Origin of the sequence: Cystobacter fuscus (genome assembly GCF_002305875.1) — a bacterium.
GTDB lineage: Bacteria > Myxococcota > Myxococcia > Myxococcales > Myxococcaceae > Cystobacter > Cystobacter fuscus_A.
Window position 1 is genome coordinate 3,545,135 of sequence record NZ_CP022098.1, and the last position, 14,622, is coordinate 3,559,756.

General features: G+C 66.9%; 12 protein-coding genes. 3 read left to right on the top strand and 9 right to left on the bottom strand.

Annotated elements, in window-relative coordinates:
• Positions 1 to 32: 32 nt before the first annotated feature.
• Together CYFUS_RS14645 and CYFUS_RS14650 are read right to left on the bottom strand one after the other, a co-directional pair.
• The gene (locus CYFUS_RS14645; protein ID WP_095985793.1) at positions 33 to 1,223 is read right to left on the bottom strand and encodes a tetratricopeptide repeat protein; all 1,191 of its coding nucleotides are present in this window, start codon (positions 1,221 to 1,223) and stop codon (positions 33 to 35) included.
• A 128-nt stretch (positions 1,224 to 1,351) separates the two neighbouring features.
• Entirely contained in the window at positions 1,352 to 2,251 is a 900-nt protein-coding gene (locus tag CYFUS_RS14650; protein ID WP_095985794.1) for a DUF3626 domain-containing protein, read from the bottom strand.
• A 1,495-nt stretch (positions 2,252 to 3,746) separates the two neighbouring features.
• Between CYFUS_RS14650 and CYFUS_RS14655 the strand changes: the two genes are divergently transcribed.
• Positions 3,747 to 4,949, top strand: a complete 1,203-nt coding sequence (locus CYFUS_RS14655) for an AHH domain-containing protein (protein ID WP_095992000.1) — start codon at positions 3,747 to 3,749, stop codon at positions 4,947 to 4,949.
• A 1-nt stretch (position 4,950) separates the two neighbouring features.
• On the top strand, positions 4,951 to 5,535 hold the full coding sequence (locus CYFUS_RS14660) for an imm11 family protein (protein ID WP_198316579.1): 585 nt from the start codon (positions 4,951 to 4,953) through the stop codon (positions 5,533 to 5,535).
• Between the two features lie 194 nt (positions 5,536 to 5,729).
• On the opposite strand, the gene CYFUS_RS14665 is transcribed toward CYFUS_RS14660, so the two are convergent.
• The 5 genes from CYFUS_RS14665 to CYFUS_RS14685 all read right to left on the bottom strand — a co-directional run bounded on the left by CYFUS_RS14665 (position 5,730) and on the right by CYFUS_RS14685 (position 10,916).
• Entirely contained in the window at positions 5,730 to 7,370 is a 1,641-nt protein-coding gene (locus tag CYFUS_RS14665) for an SMP-30/gluconolactonase/LRE family protein (RefSeq protein ID WP_095985795.1), read from the bottom strand.
• A gap of 130 nt (positions 7,371 to 7,500) precedes the next feature.
• Positions 7,501 to 7,758 carry a TetR/AcrR family transcriptional regulator gene (locus CYFUS_RS14670; RefSeq protein ID WP_095985796.1) on the bottom strand — a complete coding sequence of 86 codons (258 nt, stop codon included), beginning with the start codon at positions 7,756 to 7,758 and terminating at the stop codon, positions 7,501 to 7,503.
• A 125-nt stretch (positions 7,759 to 7,883) separates the two neighbouring features.
• Positions 7,884 to 8,402 (bottom strand): GNAT family N-acetyltransferase, encoded by a 519-nt coding sequence (locus CYFUS_RS14675; protein WP_095985797.1) that lies wholly within the window; start codon positions 8,400 to 8,402, stop codon positions 7,884 to 7,886.
• A gap of 19 nt (positions 8,403 to 8,421) precedes the next feature.
• Positions 8,422 to 9,600: a glycosyltransferase gene (locus CYFUS_RS14680; RefSeq protein ID WP_095985798.1), complete on the bottom strand. Its 1,179-nt coding sequence runs from the start codon at positions 9,598 to 9,600 to the stop codon at positions 8,422 to 8,424.
• Entirely contained in the window at positions 9,597 to 10,916 is a 1,320-nt protein-coding gene (locus CYFUS_RS14685; RefSeq protein WP_095985799.1) for a glycosyltransferase, read from the bottom strand. Before CYFUS_RS14685 ends, CYFUS_RS14680 begins: the two co-directional genes overlap by 4 nt.
• Before the next feature lie 104 nt (positions 10,917 to 11,020).
• Between CYFUS_RS14685 and CYFUS_RS14690 the strand changes: the two genes are divergently transcribed.
• A complete protein-coding gene (locus tag CYFUS_RS14690; protein WP_232537556.1) occupies positions 11,021 to 12,196 on the top strand; it encodes a glycosyltransferase in 1,176 nt (391 codons plus the stop codon).
• Here CYFUS_RS14690 and CYFUS_RS14695 read toward each other — a convergent pair.
• Together CYFUS_RS14695 and ercA are read right to left on the bottom strand one after the other, a co-directional pair.
• Positions 12,117 to 13,367 carry a PAS domain-containing sensor histidine kinase gene (locus CYFUS_RS14695; RefSeq protein ID WP_095985800.1) on the bottom strand — a complete coding sequence of 417 codons (1,251 nt, stop codon included), beginning with the start codon at positions 13,365 to 13,367 and terminating at the stop codon, positions 12,117 to 12,119. The genes CYFUS_RS14690 and CYFUS_RS14695 overlap by 80 nt on opposite strands.
• Positions 13,351 to 14,514: an alcohol dehydrogenase-like regulatory protein ErcA gene (gene ercA / locus CYFUS_RS14700; RefSeq protein ID WP_095985801.1), complete on the bottom strand. Its 1,164-nt coding sequence runs from the start codon at positions 14,512 to 14,514 to the stop codon at positions 13,351 to 13,353. Before ercA ends, CYFUS_RS14695 begins: the two co-directional genes overlap by 17 nt.
• Positions 14,515 to 14,622: the final 108 nt, after the last annotated feature.

Here is a 14,622-nt window from a genome sequence, read left to right on the forward strand (position 1 = left end):
CGCGGGGGCGTGCGCTCCTGGAGCCGCGCTGGCTACTTGCTCTTGGAGCTCTTCACCTTCCAGAGGGAGGGGCGCGGCGCGCCGTTCCCCAGCAGCGCCTGCGCCGCGGGCAGGAAGGGGTGCTGCGCGGGAAGGTTGTCGACGAGCCGCCGTGCCAGCTCCTGTGCCTTCTCCTTCTGCTTGTCCTTGGCGTAGGAGATGGCCAGGTTCAACACGGGCTCGGGCTCCTGGGGCGCGCAGTCGTGCGCCTGCTCCAGCGCCTTGATGGCACGAGACAACGCGTCCGGGCCTTTCTGGCGCAAGAGGAACAGGGCCATATTGTTGTGGGCCACCCAGTCCTTGGGGTCCAGCGCCAGGGCCTCCTCATAGGCGCGCAGGGCCCCGGCGAAGTCCGGCGACTTCTGTCGCTCGCACGCCTCGGCCTCCAGCAGCTTGAGCCACACGGTGGCGCGCATGCCCCGCTTGTACGCCGCGTTCATCAACTCGAGCGCCTCGCGCGTACGCAGACCCTTCACCATCTCGGAGGCCTGCTCGAAGACGGCCCGCTGCTCTCGCGCCTCCGGCGTGTCCTTCGCGGACGGCGCCGAGGTGAGGGACTGGAGCGCGTCACGCAGCAGCTTGGAGCCGGGCACCTGCTTCAGACCCAGCTCCAGCACGCGCCGGGCCGAGCGCCGCTTGCCCCGTCCCGATGCCAGGTAGGCCACGGCATGGTAGCCCCGCTCGTCCTTGGGGTTGAGCCGCAGGCCCCGGATGAAGTGGTACCCCGCCTCCACCTGGTTGCCGTACAACATGTAGGCCCGTCCCAGCTCGTAGCGGATGTCGGGGTGCGTGGGGGCGAGCTGCATGGCGTCATCGAGCGCGGCGCACGCCTTGAGCGGCTCGCCCAGGGCGCACAGCGCGATGCCCAGGCCATACAACGCCTCGACCCGGGGCGTGGGCGTCTCGACGAGCGGGCGGTAGAACTCCCACGCCTTGTTCCATTGCTGGCGCCGCATGGCCAGGGTCGCTCGCGCCAGGAGCACTTCCGGATCGTTGCTCTTGCCGGAGGGGTCCGCGCGCGTCAGCCATTGCTCGGCCTTCTCGTTCTCTCCAGAAGACACGGCCACCCGGGCGAGCGCGATGAGGGCTTCGGTATCTCCTGGCTTCTGGGCCAGACGCTTCGTGGCCTGCTCCGAGGCCTCCTTGAAACGGCCCGCCGCCAGCAATTGATTGAGGGACTCCATGATTTGTCTTCTCCTCGCGGATCAATCGACCGGCGCCAGGCACCGGGATCCAAACCCATACTTGAGAAACTCGAGAACAGAGGACTTCGCGGGGGAGCCGAGGGGGCCAGCCCCCACGAAGTGCTTCCTCAGCGGTAATAACCCTCGTGGCGGTCGTAACCTCCGTCACCCCCGTAGGAGCGGCGCCTCTCTCCACTATCGTCAACCCAGTAGAGCTTCGTGTCGTGGTTGTCGCGGAAGCGGCGTGCCTGTGTCCCGACGTCGGTGTCGCGGTGCCTGCTGTGGACGTTCAGGCTGTCGACGTCCTCGTCGTAGCGTACCCTTCCGTGGTACTGCACCTCGACGTAATCGCCATGCGGATCCGCGGGGCTGGAGGGGCGCCTGCCCATCACATTGTCGAAGGTGTGATTGGTGGTCCTGTAGAGCACGTGGTCGTTGTGGTTGCGCGTCCCCAGGTCATCTCTCCGGTTGGCACGCGCCGAGTCGAAATAGCTATACGTGGCCCGGTCGTGGGTTTCCGGCCTGACTCTCAGGTGGGCGTCGCCGGCGAAGGGCGCCACGCCATGGGGACTGTCGGTCATGTTGAGCGCGCCGTACGAGGGGTGGGCGTAGGCCGGAACCCCGCGGTAGTGGTTGTCGTACAGCGAGTTCTCGACGGTCTGGCGTTGGGCCTGGCCAAGCTGCGCCCCGCTGAGATTGGTCTCGAACATGTTGCGGTGGTAGTCGTCATCGGCCATCGCCTCCATCACCGAGGTGCCGTCGTCCAGCCGCATCGCGGGGTTGAAGTTGATGGTGCTATGCGTCTCGGCCATCCGCCTCCGTCCCGCATCCACCTCCGCCCTGGAATACCCGCGACTTTCCCCCCGCGCGTACAGCGCCTCGGTGTGTCGGTCTGACTGGTACGCGGCATTCTCCTCGGCCTCGTTGAGGAACTGCCGCTGGTGCGTACTCGTCGGCCTGCCCATGGAGTAGTGATGATCTCGCTGGGTGAACATGTTGGGGCGTGGATATCGGTCAATGGGCGGCATGGTCAGGACTCCCGCGCGACGTTGATGACTCGATTCAATTTATCCCCGGAGCCACCTCATTCCAAGCCGTCCTGACGAGAAAATTATTTTTTCCAGGAATTGGGAGTTTCTCAAGAAATGGGATGGCAGGAGGCCGTGGGTCTCTGGCCCGCGTGACGTAGGGTGGTGACGAGGCTGGCGATGCCGGCCCCTTCTCCGGTGGCGCCATTACGGCAGGGCTGAGGGAACGTCTGGTGTACAGACGGTGGGGCCACCCGGAGGGCCCGTGCACTTGAATCCCTCGTCACACTCCGCGCGGCCATCGGGTGAACATCGCGCGAGGCATCGGTTGTCTTCACAGACACTTCCCTCGGGGCACGGAGGCGTTGCCTTGAGGCCACAGGTCTGGGTGCACTGCATCCACACCTCCCGCGCGGGTTGGGGGTAGGCACTCACCGAGCAGTGCTGGCCGGGACCACAGGGCTCGGATCGACAGTTCCTTCCGTGGACCTTCGCGCAGATGGAGCGCTTTCCTCCCACGCCAATACACCTCTGCCCCTCGGGGCAGGCACGTCCCTCGCAAGTGGGCTGGCACGCCGCGCCCTCGCGGGCCTCTTCACAAAAGAAGCCCTCGGGGCAGGTGGAGGGGTTGTCTGGCTCGCAAGGACGGCCACACCGGGTATGGCAGAGCAGCCCCCGCTCACAGCCCAGTTCCGGATCTCGCGACCAGGAAGAGCACAGCTCTCCTTCCTGCCTTCGGCCTACCACCGAGCAGACCCGGATTCCCTCCTGCCGGTCGCGCACGGGGTATGTCTGGCAGGAGGAGCCCTCCGGACAGTGGTTGTCCGTGACGCAGCGGCTGTCCACGCAGTAGCTGGACTCCAGCGTCGGGGTGGAGAAGCAGCGCAGTCGGGGATCGCAATCGCCGTGGGTGCGGCACTCGCGGCCATAGGTCAGGGTACTTTCCCGCTCCGCGGGCGGGAGCATGGGAACGAGCGCGAGCGTGGATGTTCTCGATGCGCGCGAGGAATAGCTTCCGGGCAGCGAAGAGAAAAGCCACAGCAGAGGCAGTGGCAGGAGCATGCCACCGAGGACCGCGAGCCAGGTCCGGATACCTCCGTCTCCCAACATGCTAGGGCCCACACTCGGGATGGCAGGCGTCTGGCTTGTCCCAATCCTCGTCGTCACTGCATTCCTTCACCCATTCGTTCTGGGAGAAAATGCAATAGGGAGGGCGTTGCCGCCCCCTCCACGCGGCCTCGACGTCTTTTGCCAACGCCCTGTCGATACGGCTACCCTTCCGCCACGTTTCCGGACAGGCCGTGCATAGGGCGAGCAGCAGTAACAGAGACATCAGCGGCCGACGTATCATCGCGAACCCCCCCTCGGGACTATGACTCTAGGCGGAGTGGGGGCCCTATGTAAGGGGGAGGGCTGGTGCAAAGGGATGGAGAAGTGAGCCTGCCCCGGTTTTGTGGACACACCTCATGAGTCGGCTACACGGGAGGTAGTGTTCATGGAGCGAAGGAAGAGGCGGAGTTTCACCCCGGAGTTCAGGGCCGATGCGGTCCGGCTGGTGCGCGAGGGCAGCAAGAGCCTGCCCCAGGTGGCCAAGGACCTGGACCTCACCGAGGCGGACCAGCGGGGCTGGGTGCGGTCCAGGACTCTCCTCGCGTCCTCGAAGGGCCTCGCTGATTCGGGGGCGGCGAGTTCCCCCGAGTCGTTGTACGCGCGCATCTGCCCCGACACGGACGACTGCTTGACCCTGGTAGGAGGGACGGGATTGTCGTTCGGGCGGAAGGATCGGACGCTGATGGCCCTGTCGTTCGCGCTCGATACCGTCTGGGAGAGCGTCGAGGTGGAGGTCGGCAAGATGTTGAATCCGGTAGCGCTCAAGGCGATGTTGACCTCGGCCGCGTTGACCGTGCTGCTCACGATGACGCTGCCCGAGCCCGTCACCAAGGCCATCGCGGTGGCGTTGACGGCGGCGCTGGTGGCCTACCTCGGTGTGATTCCGGTCTGGGAGATGGGCCAAGGGTTCGTCCGGCTGTGGGAAGAGTCCGGGAAGGCGACGAGCGTCATCGAGTTGCAGGACATCGGGCAGCGGTTCGGACGGGTGTTGGGAACGAACGGCACGCGCGTCCTGGTGTTGCTCGTCACGGCGGGGCTTGGTGGCAAGAGCGCGATGGCGGCCCAGGGCCCCAGGCTTCCCGGCTTCTCCCAGGCGGCCATCCGCGCGCGGGCCGAGGGGGGATTCCAGCTCGAGGCGGCACTGAATGGCGGGGTGGGCTCAATCTCGTTGCCTGCCGCTGGTGTGCTCGACGTCGCGCTCGCTCCTGGAGCGACCGCCGCCGTCGCGATGTACTCGAACGGTATGCCGGGTGACGCCGAGGGCCCGGTCCACCATATCTGCGCCAACAAGAACCTGGTTTCGGCTACTACGGGTGGGCCTTGGACGCCACGGTGCGAGAAGGTTTTCAAGAAGGCCGGGATGACGCTCGAAGATGTCGCGAACAAGGTGCGGCTCAAGGGGCACGAGGGGCCTCACCCCGAGCGCTACCACAAGGAAGTGGTGGAGCGGCTAGAGCGATCCGTCGAGCGATGCCGGACGACCGAAACCTGTCGGGCCAGTTTGATGGAGGAGCTTGCGAAGGTCGCCGATGAGCTGCTGATGGCGGACTCTCCGTTGCGGCGCCTCATTGTGAAGGGGGAGTGGTGAGGTGGAGCATCATTTCTACTGGGTGAGACTTGGTGATGTGCCGCAATGGCTGCTCGAGACGCCGACACGGGATTCGGGTGAGGCGTTTGATGAGCCTTGGATGTTCGCTGATGGTCGTGTGCTTGAAGAACCGGGGCGGATGAAGGCCCAGATTTCTACCCCAGGCGAGAAGCGCGCGTTCGTGTTCTCTGTAATAGAAAAGGCCCCCATTGCCAGCCAAGCCATCGCGAATGTCTTCAAAACACTGGCTCCCGATGAGGTCCAGCTTCTTCCGGTGTCGATAGAGGGGGAGTCCGAACGGTACTTCGTCGTGAACGCAACCAAGGTGGTTGATTGCATAGATGAGGCAGGGTGCCGGGAGGTGCAGCACTACCCCGAGGGCTCCTTCACTGAGTACGCGGGTGAGTACCGTTGGATCTACGGCTTGCGGATTGACCCCGCGAGGACGGAGGGCGAGCAGGTCTTCCGGCTGAAGAAGTTCAAGACAGCGTTCATCGTGTCGGAGGACATCAAGAACGCACTCGAACGCGTTGGGAATCTGGGAGTGTCGTTCGAGCGCGTGACGGGACCTCACGAGCCGAGGTAGTCGCTGGGACGTGACCTATACCGATCCTCCGTTCGCGTCGTTGCTACCCCGGGCTGCTTGCTGAAGGGGGGCGGGGCGCCATGCCCCCACGCGAGGAGCACGGCTCCACGGGCAAGCGTGTCACCGGAACGCATGGTCGAGGGGCATCCCGGGTGGACACGGGACACCCCGAGTCTTGAGGGCGTGCCGCCCCGTCAGGGCGCGGGCACGAACCGGTAGAGGGCGCTCTCGATATCGGACGTCAGGTAGATGGTCCCCGAGCGGCCCACGGCGACCCCCGTGGGGAGGTAGCCTGGCGGCAGGCCCTCGCTCTCGGGCAGACCGATGCGCAGGCCTCTCGCGATCACGGTGGAGCGCCCCGTGGCTGGATCGATGCGCACCAGCTGCTTGCGGCCCACCTCGGCGACGATCAGCCAACCGTCCGGATGCCGGGCGATGCCCTCGGGAGCCTTGAGGCCCTTGGCCACCGTGCGCCTGGCGCCGTCCGACAGGCGCACCCGGGTCACCTTCCCCGAGCGCACCTCGGTGACGTACACCCCCGGCTCCTCCGCCTCCGTGTCGGCCGCGAGGCCCACCGGCCCCTCCAGGCCCTCGGCGAGCACCGTGGTCCCCGCGGGCTCGGCGGCATCCACCCGCACGAGCCGGCCCGTGGAGGCCTCGGCGACGAGCAGCGTGCCATCGGGCAGCTCGAGCGCGCCCTGGACGCCATTGGTGTTGGGAATCGTCCGCAGGATGTCTCCCGTGGCCCGATCCAGCACCTGCACGCTGGCGAGATAGGCACTGCTGAGCACCACGTGCTTGGCGCCCAGGCTCACGTTCATCGGGAAGGTCATCCGGGTGGAGAGGGCCCGGGTCGTCTGGGTAATCCTTCCATCACGCCCACCCACCCGGCGAAGGGCATACACATCCGCCACGTAGAGCTGCTCCTCCTCGTCATCCGGCGCGACGGCGAGGCCGGAGGGCACGCTCAAGCGCGCCTCGACCACGGGCCGGATGGAGCCATCGGCGGGATTCACCACGTGGATGTCATTGTCCACCATGTTGGACACGTACACCTGGTCATCGGGGCCCACCACCAGGTTGTCGAGCCCGGTGGGCAGCTTCGCGACGACCTGCTTGTCTCCCGTGGCCACCCGGACGCGGACCAGCTCGCCCCGCGCCGAGTCGACCACGTAGAGGTTCTCGCGGCTGGAGTCGAAGTTGGCGGCGACCGGCATCGCGAAGCCCTCCGCCACGGTCTCGATGCTGCCCGTGTCCACGTCCACCCGGGCAATCTGCCCCTTGAGCAAGAGCGGGCCGTAGAGCTTGTCGTCCGGGCCGAACTCGAAGCCATTGAGGAAGCCGGGCTGGGAGATGACCTGGCGAGGTGGCTTCTTCCCGCTCGGGTCCATCTCCCACAGCGCATCGGCCCGGCCGAGCTGGGTGACGTAGAACCTGCCATCACGGCGGAAGGCCAGCGAGTTGAGGCCCGGTAGATCCTTGGCGATGGCGCGTGTCGTTCCATCCGGGGTGCGCTTCATCAACTTGCCGGAGAAATAGCCGGTCCAGTAGATGGAGCCATCGGGCCCCAGGGTCACGTCATCCGCGCCGCCCAGCGGCGGTCCCACCAGGGTGGACACCGCGCCACTGCTCAAGTCGATGGAGTGGACCGTCTGGCCAAGCAGATTGCTGGCCAGCAGGTGTCCCTTGCCATCGAGGGCCATTCCATGGACGCCCTGGAAGGGAGAGCCGGCCACCACCACCTCCTGTCGATAGGCGGGAGGTGGCGCGGCCAGGGACGGGCTGCTCCCCAGCAACAGGGAGGCGAGCAGGGACTTGGAGGCGAAGCGATGCATGGGGGGTCTCCTTGTGGGGCTCAAACGCGTACGCGGAAGGGAAGGATTTGACTGGCTTATGTCCTGGCGGGGCGGTGGCGTGAAGCGGGAGCGTGCCGTCTCGTCTCGGTGGCTGGTGGTGCTCCTGCTTTCACGAGGCGAAGCAGCACCTCGAGGCGAAGAATGCCTCCCCGGTCTGGAGCGCGTCCTCGATCGCCGCGGCGAACAGCGACTCCTTGTGAGGAAAATAGTGGTAGACGAGCCCATAGCTGATGCCCATCTCGGCGGCGATCTCGCCAATCTTGGCGGCCGCCAATCCCTTACGCGCGAACACACGGCGAGCCACGCCCAGCAGTGCCTGCCGACGCTCTCCCTTGAGCTGCTCGAACTGCTCCGCCGTACGAGGCATGGGCCGCTTCTCCGTGTTTTTTGACTGACATGTTTATCGACCAAAAGACCCCGGAGCAAGGGTCGAGTGCGCACGTGAGGGGGGTGGCGCACCCAGGACGTGTTCGTTGGCGGGGGAGGCGGGCGTTACACCGCGCTGAATTCCGGCCGGTAGCGGACGATGCCGGGCCGCCTTCCCAGGAAGCCCTCGCGAAGCTCCAGGGCCATGAAGGCCTCGTCGGGACACTCCACTTCCCACCGCAGCCCGAAGTGACTCGCGCGTGAGAAGCCGAAGCGCGGGTAGTAGTCGGGGTGCCCGAGCACCACGACGGCTCCGTGCCCGGCCTCGCGCAGCCGGTCGAGTCCGGCGCGGATGAGCCGCGAGCCGACGCCGTGCCGTTGGTGGTCCGGGAGCACGGCCATGGGGGCCAGGCCCACGGCGACGTCCTGGTTGCCGCCCCTGTCGATCTCGACGGGAGAGAACAGGATGTGCCCGACGAGCTGCTCGCCCACCCGCGCGACGAGCGACAGCGTGACTCCCCCCGCGCCGCGAAGCGCATCGACGAGCGCGGCCTCCGCGTCGCGCCCGAAGGCGCGGGCGTTCACCTGCCGTATGGCTTCGGCTTCATGGGGCTGCTCCGGTCTCACCAGGATTTCGCTTCGCATGGCGCTGTTTGGATGGCGGCTAGGAAGCCATGCGCCGGGCGTCCTGGCGTTGGCCTTGCGTCTCGAGCAGGACGGTCTCCAGGTCGTTGGCGACGTCCTGCCAGGAACGGCCGTGCTGACGCGCGAGTTCAGCCGCATCCCAGGGAGTGGACAGCGTCTCGTCGATCCCGGCGGCGAGCGCGGCGGCATCGTGTGTCGGGATGAGACGGCCGCTGGAGTTGTCCATCAGCTCCGGGATGCCACCGACATACGTGGCCACCACGGGGCGTCCCGACGCGAGCGCCTCGATGACGACGTTGGGACAGCCTTCCTTGTAGCTCGGCAGCGTGACGAGATCGGCCGCGGCCATCCAGAGGGCGACCCGGTCGGTGGGGCAGGGCGGGATGAAGTGGACGAAGTCCCCGGCCTGGTGCTTCGCGACGAGCTCGAGGAGGGCGGGTTTGTCGGAGCCATCGCCGACGAGATAGCAGTGCAACTGGGAGCGCTTCGCGCGCAGCCGCGCGGTGGCTTCGATGAGCTCGGCGAGGCCCTTGCGCAGGTCGAAGCGGCCCACGTAGACGACGGCCTGGGTTTCAGGCGCGAGTTGCAGGACGGCACGTGCCTGCCGCCGGTCGCGTGGATGGAAGACGGTGGTGTCGCAGCCGTTGAGGATGGCGGTGGAGCGAGCGGGAGCCGCGCCGAGGCGCCGGGCGGTGACCAGCAGGTCCGCGCTGACGGTGGTGGTGTGGGTGGCCTCGCGCAACGCCTGGCGCGTGTGGTGCGCGACGAGGCGGCCGCTGATGCGGTTGAGATCCGAGCCGATGGCGGTGGTGACGACGGGCACGCCGAGCTCCTGGCCGATGCGGACGGCGGCGTAGCCATCGGGATAGATGACGTAGCTCAGGAGGAGGTCGGGACGGAAGGCGCGCACGTGCGGAAGCAGCTCGCGGGCAATGCTGGAGCCGTTGAACGCGCGGGAGATGAGCGGGAGCGCGGTGTAGGGAATGTAGTGGGTGCGCACGTCGGCGGGTTGCCAGGAGGGATCCAGTGCGCCGTGGGTCCGCGTCCTGGGCGTGAGGCGTCGGGGATAGCGCGACTCGGGATAGAAGACCTCGAGGTCGTGCTTCCTCGCGAGCAGCCGGAGGGTCTGGTAGGCGGAGTGGCCGGCCCAGGGTTGCGCGGAGGTGGGGAAGTACTGCGTGACGACGGCGATCCTCATGCGCGCTCCTGCGAGAAGGATTGGAGGAGGGAGGCGTAGCGGCGGGTGAGCGGCTTGCGGTGGTAGGCGGCCACGGCCTCGGGACTCGGCCGATAGGGGACGCTGCCCTCTGGAGTGACGCGGTTCACGGCCTCGACGAGGAGCTGACGGAGGGCGGCGGGATCGTTGATGCTGGCCCATTCGCCGGCGCCGGTCTCGTCGAGCAGGCGGCGCACTTCGCCCTCCGGGTGGACGGCGGCGAGGATGGGCTTGCCCGCGCCGAGGTAGTCGTAGAACTTGGCCGAGACGTTGATGGGATCCCGCGTGATGAGCAGGGCGTAGTGGGAGGCGGCGAGCTGCCGGTGTGCCTCGGACATGGACAGGAAGCCGACGAGCTCGACGGTGGGCGCGAGAGCCGCGAGGGCCTGTCGGTAGGCGGGCGTCTCGACGTGGCCGATGAAGCGGATGCGCAGCCTGTCTCGCACGTCGGCGGGGAGCCCGGCGACGGCCTCGAGGAGCGTGCGCGGATCCGTGGTGCCGTAGACGGAGCCCATATAGGTGAGGGTGACCTTGTCGACCCGCTTTGGCTCGGTGTGGAGCCGCGGCGACGGGGTGTCGTCGTAGCCGTTGGGCACGGTGAGGAACTTGGTCGCGGGTTGATGCGGGTAGCGCTTGCGCAGCTCGTCGGCGGCGTTGCGGGTGACGGCGACGACGGCGGTGGCGGCGTCGACGGCCTCGGACTCGGTCTGCCGCGCGATGCGACGGGCGCGCTCGTTGCTGTTGAAGGAGACGAGCTCCAGGGTGGTGGTGAGCCATTCATCGCGGAAGTCGAGGACGATGGGCAGCGCCGGGAAGGCCTTGCGCAGGCGGGCGGCGAGCTTGACGCTGGAGAAGGGCGGCACGGTGATGATGACGGCGTCGATCTTCCGCGAGCGGATGATGCGCCGGGCGGCGGGATAGGCGAAGGGCAGCCAGCCAATCTGTGGATCCGGAAGGAGGAGGTTGGCGATGAGGCCCTGGAGCCGATTCATCAGCCCGGGTCTGCCCGCGGGAGCCAGGGCGGAGGAGGACCTGGGCGCCTTGCCACGGGTGAGCAGCTTCTTGATGCCCTTGCGCAGGGTGAAGGGAAGATCGAGCGTCCAGGTGCGATGGATGGTCACGTCGGCGGGGACCTGCTGGAGCAGGGCCTGATCGCGGCCCACGGCGGGCGCGTTGCGAGCGGTGAGGACGTCGACGCGGATGCCTTCGGAGGGGAGGTACTTGGCGAGGGAAAGGGCTCGCAGGACGCCGACTCCACCGACGGGCGGGAAGGAAAATGTGATGAGGAGGACGTTCACGCCAGAGATCCTTTGGATGTGAGCTCGAGGTGTGGTGACGGGCGCTGTCGGCGAGGTCAGGGGCCGAGTGTGGGTTCGGCGTGGCCGGCAGGGTGGAGAGCGCGATGAAGATTGTGCACGTGGTCTACAACATGGAGATGGGCGGCGCGGAGATGCTGGTGGCGCAGCTGTGCCGGATGCAGCGCGGCAACGGGCACCAGGTCGAGGTGTGCGCGTACGACAAGCTGGGCGCGCTGGGGAAGGTGCTGCGCGAGGAGGGCTTCACGGTCCACGTGATGGGTGAGGCGCCCGTTCCCAAGACGATGCTGCGCTACTTGAAGCTGTTCCGCCGACTGCGGCCCGATGTGGTGCATTGCCACAATCCCGCGCCGACGCTGCAGGCGGCGATGGGCGCGCGGCTCGCCGGGGTGGACTGTGTGCTGGCGACGCGTCACAGCCTGGTGTCTCCGCCGTATGACCGCGCGGGCGAGGTCAAGTTCAGCGCGTGGTCCTGGTTGTGGCTGGACTGGGTGGCGGGCATCTGCGAGGTGACGTGCGAGAATCTGCGCTCCGCTCCATTGGCGCGGCGCGAGAAGGTTGTCCGTGTTTACAACGGTACGTCCGCGATCGAGCGGATTCCAGTGGAGCGCGTGGCGGACGAGTTCCGTCTGTTGTTTGTGGGACGTCTGGCGAAGATCAAGGATCTGGGCACGCTCATCCGCGCGGTGGCCCTGGCGGCGGAGCGGGTTCCGCGGCTTCGGCTCGATGTGGTGGGCGACGGTCCGGTGCGCGGCGAACTCGAGGCGCTGGCGCGAGAACTCGGGGCAACGGAGCGGATACGTTTTCACGGACAACAGTTGGAGACAGCGCGATTTTTCAGTGGGGCGGATGTGTTTGCGATGTCGTCGGTGTCGGAGGGGCTGCCCATGTCGCTGTTGCAGGCGATGAGCCTGGGCCTGCCCGCCGTGCTGACGGATGTGGGTGGGATGCGCGAGGTGATGGACCTCTCCAAGAGTGGGTTGCTGGCCCCGGTGGGCGATTCCGCCGCGATGGCCGAGGCCATCGTGCGGCTGGCGAACGATGAGCCGCTGCGAGCGGAGTTCAGCCGGCGCGCGGTGGCGACGTACCAGGCCGAGTTCACGCTGGAGCGGATGGACGCTGAATATATGCGGCTGTACCGGACGGCCGGCCACCGCGGCTACGGACCCGCGTGCACCGCCTTCATCCGGCCGTCTGGGGGGCGTGTCCCTGGTCCGCATCCCTCTGGGACGACCAGGAGAGGAGTGGCAGGGAGAAGGTGAAGGTCGTGCCCCTGCCATGGGGTGGTGCCAGCTCCAACTTCCCTCCCTGGAGCTCGGCGAGCTGGCGGGAAATATAGAGACCCAGGCCAAGCCCCGGTGAATCCTGCCCCACTTCCCTCAGGCGTCCGAAAGGCGTGAAGAGCTGGGCGCGTCGTTCCTCGGGGATTCCGGGTCCCTGGTCGCTGACCCACACGCGCGCGGTTCCCTCCATCAATTCGAGATGGACCTCGACGGGTGCTCCCTCGAGTGAGTACTTGACGGCGTTCTCCAGGAGATTCGAGAGCACCTGCACGACACGGGTGGTGTCCGCCTCGACATAGGCAGGCTCTGGAGGCAGCCGAACACTGATATGCCGGGTGGGTGCACGGGCACGGAAGTCCGCCACCACATCGGCCACGATCGTCCTCAGATCGATGTGCGTGGGCCTCATGACGATCTGATCGTGCTCGAGGCGGGAGACCTCGAGCAGGTCCTCGACCAGGACGGCGAGCCGGCGGGCCAGGCGGAGCATCCGGTTGATCAGCTCGCCTCCGCACACCTCCTGTCCGGTCCTCCGGGCCCCTTGCTGAAGCAGCAGCATCAGGGAGGTGAGGGGGGTGCGAAGCTCATGGGACGCGATGCCGAGGAACTGCGCCTTCGCTCGCGCCGCCGCCTCCGCCTCCTCCTTCGCCGCGAGGAGTGCTTGCTCGATCCTCATCCGCTCCGTGATGTCGCGAGCGATGATGACCAGATACTGGCGCTGGCCGAACGTATCCTGACGAATGGAGAGCTCGAGCACCCGTTCCTCGCCCTCCCGTCGGAGCGACAGCAACCCCGGGCCCTGCCTGGGCTCACGCTCGCCCGGGTGGACGCACGCCTCGAGGATGCGCCACTCGTTCGGGGCGAAATAGGATTCGAGCGGCCGGCAGAGCTGCGCGGTATTGGAGGCACCGAGCACCCACAGCCCCTTCCGGTTGGCATCCAGGACGCGGAGGCCGGGCAGCTCCGTGACGATGATGGCCTCTTGGATCTCATCGAGCAGGGTCCGGAAGCGGGCAAGCTCGGTGAGGCGTTCCTGTAGCGCGCCGTAGTAGCTCTTGCGAATCGAGTGCTCGCCGAGCCCGACGATGGAGTCTCTCAGGGCCTCCCAGGTCATGGGCCCTTCAGGCGCTTCGTCAAAAGGCTTGCTCATACATCACCTCCACGTCGCGGAGCGTCAAGCGACGTGGGTTCGTTGCCATGCAGGGGTCCGAGAGGGCATGCCGGGCGAGCAAGGGAATATCTGAGCGTGAGATGCCTCTGTCCCGCAGCTTCAGCTCGAGGCCCGCGTCGTGCTTGAGCTGCCGGAGCGCGGAGAGAAGGGCCTCCTTGCGCTTGCCCGCCGCGAGCCGGGCGGGTTCGAGCCCCAGCTTCTCCGCGATCAGGTCGAAGCGCTCGGGTGCCGCCTCGTAGTTGAAGGCCACCACGTGGTCGACGAGGAGGGTGTTCGCCTCGCCGTGAGGATTGTCGATGAGCCCTCCCAGGGCATGGGCCATGGCGTGAATGGCGCCGAGGGAGGTATTCGAGAAGGCGAGCCCGGCCTCGAGGCTGCCGTCCATCAACTGACAGCGAGCGACCTCGTCGAGGGGGTTCTTCATGGCCGCCGGCAGGTTGTTCCAGATGAGCGAGATCGCCGCGAGCGCATACACATCCGTGAGGAGCGAATGGGCATTCGAGACAAAAGCCTCGATCCCGTGCACGAAGGCATCCATGCCGCAGCAGGCGATGAGCGTGGGGGTGAGTGTCTTCGTGGTGTCGTAGTCAACGAGCGAGATGTCGGGGACGATCGCCTTGCTGATGATGGACACCTTCAGACGGCGCTCGGTGTCCGTGATGATCGCGAACTGGGAGACATCCGCCGAGCTTCCCGCGGTCGTCGGGACGCAGATGAGGGGAGGAATCGGTCTGACGATCCGATCCACGCCCTCGAACGTGAGGATGTGCTCCTTGTTGGCCAGGACGATGCCAATTCCCTTGGCGCAATCCATGGGGCTGCCGCCCCCGACCGCCACGATGGCGTCGCAGTGCTCCTGCTGGTAGACCTGGACTCCCTGATGGACCTCTTCGGCCCGAGGGTTGGAGCTCACGCCCACGAAGAGGTGGTAGCGCACCCCCTCGCTCTCCAGAGACGCGAGGATCTCCCGAAGCCAGCCAGCCAGGACCACGCCGGGGTCGGACACGATGAGGACCCGGGTCGCTCCGAGGTTGCGCGCATAGCGGCCCACCAGACACCGCGAGCCCGAGCCGTAGACGATCTCGGGCGCTACGAACTTCCGGAGTTCTGTCTTCGTTGTCATCATGAGAGCACCGACTGGGCGCCCGGCTTTCGGGCAGGCGACCTTCTTCAATAAAGGTAGAGTCGGTGATTGTCCCTGGGTAGGACCTGTCAGGGGGGCGAGTGGACCCAA

What these genes read in the sequence shown, in the direction of transcription:
- CYFUS_RS14645 (WP_095985793.1), bottom strand. Translation starts at nt 1,223, where the DNA reads ATGGAGTCCCTCAATCAATTGCTGGCGGCGGGCCGTTTCAAGGAGGCC.
- CYFUS_RS14650 (WP_095985794.1), bottom strand. Translation starts at nt 2,251, where the DNA reads ATGCCGCCCATTGACCGATATCCACGCCCCAACATGTTCACCCAGCGA.
- CYFUS_RS14655 (WP_095992000.1), top strand. Translation starts at nt 3,747, where the DNA reads ATGGAGCGAAGGAAGAGGCGGAGTTTCACCCCGGAGTTCAGGGCCGAT.
- CYFUS_RS14665 (WP_095985795.1), bottom strand. Translation starts at nt 7,370, where the DNA reads ATGCATCGCTTCGCCTCCAAGTCCCTGCTCGCCTCCCTGTTGCTGGGG.
- CYFUS_RS14670 (WP_095985796.1), bottom strand. Translation starts at nt 7,758, where the DNA reads ATGCCTCGTACGGCGGAGCAGTTCGAGCAGCTCAAGGGAGAGCGTCGG.
- CYFUS_RS14675 (WP_095985797.1), bottom strand. Translation starts at nt 8,402, where the DNA reads ATGCGAAGCGAAATCCTGGTGAGACCGGAGCAGCCCCATGAAGCCGAA.
- CYFUS_RS14680 (WP_095985798.1), bottom strand. Translation starts at nt 9,600, where the DNA reads ATGAGGATCGCCGTCGTCACGCAGTACTTCCCCACCTCCGCGCAACCC.
- CYFUS_RS14690 (WP_232537556.1), top strand. Translation starts at nt 11,021, where the DNA reads ATGAAGATTGTGCACGTGGTCTACAACATGGAGATGGGCGGCGCGGAG.
- CYFUS_RS14695 (WP_095985800.1), bottom strand. Translation starts at nt 13,367, where the DNA reads ATGAGCAAGCCTTTTGACGAAGCGCCTGAAGGGCCCATGACCTGGGAG.
- ercA (WP_095985801.1), bottom strand. Translation starts at nt 14,514, where the DNA reads ATGATGACAACGAAGACAGAACTCCGGAAGTTCGTAGCGCCCGAGATC.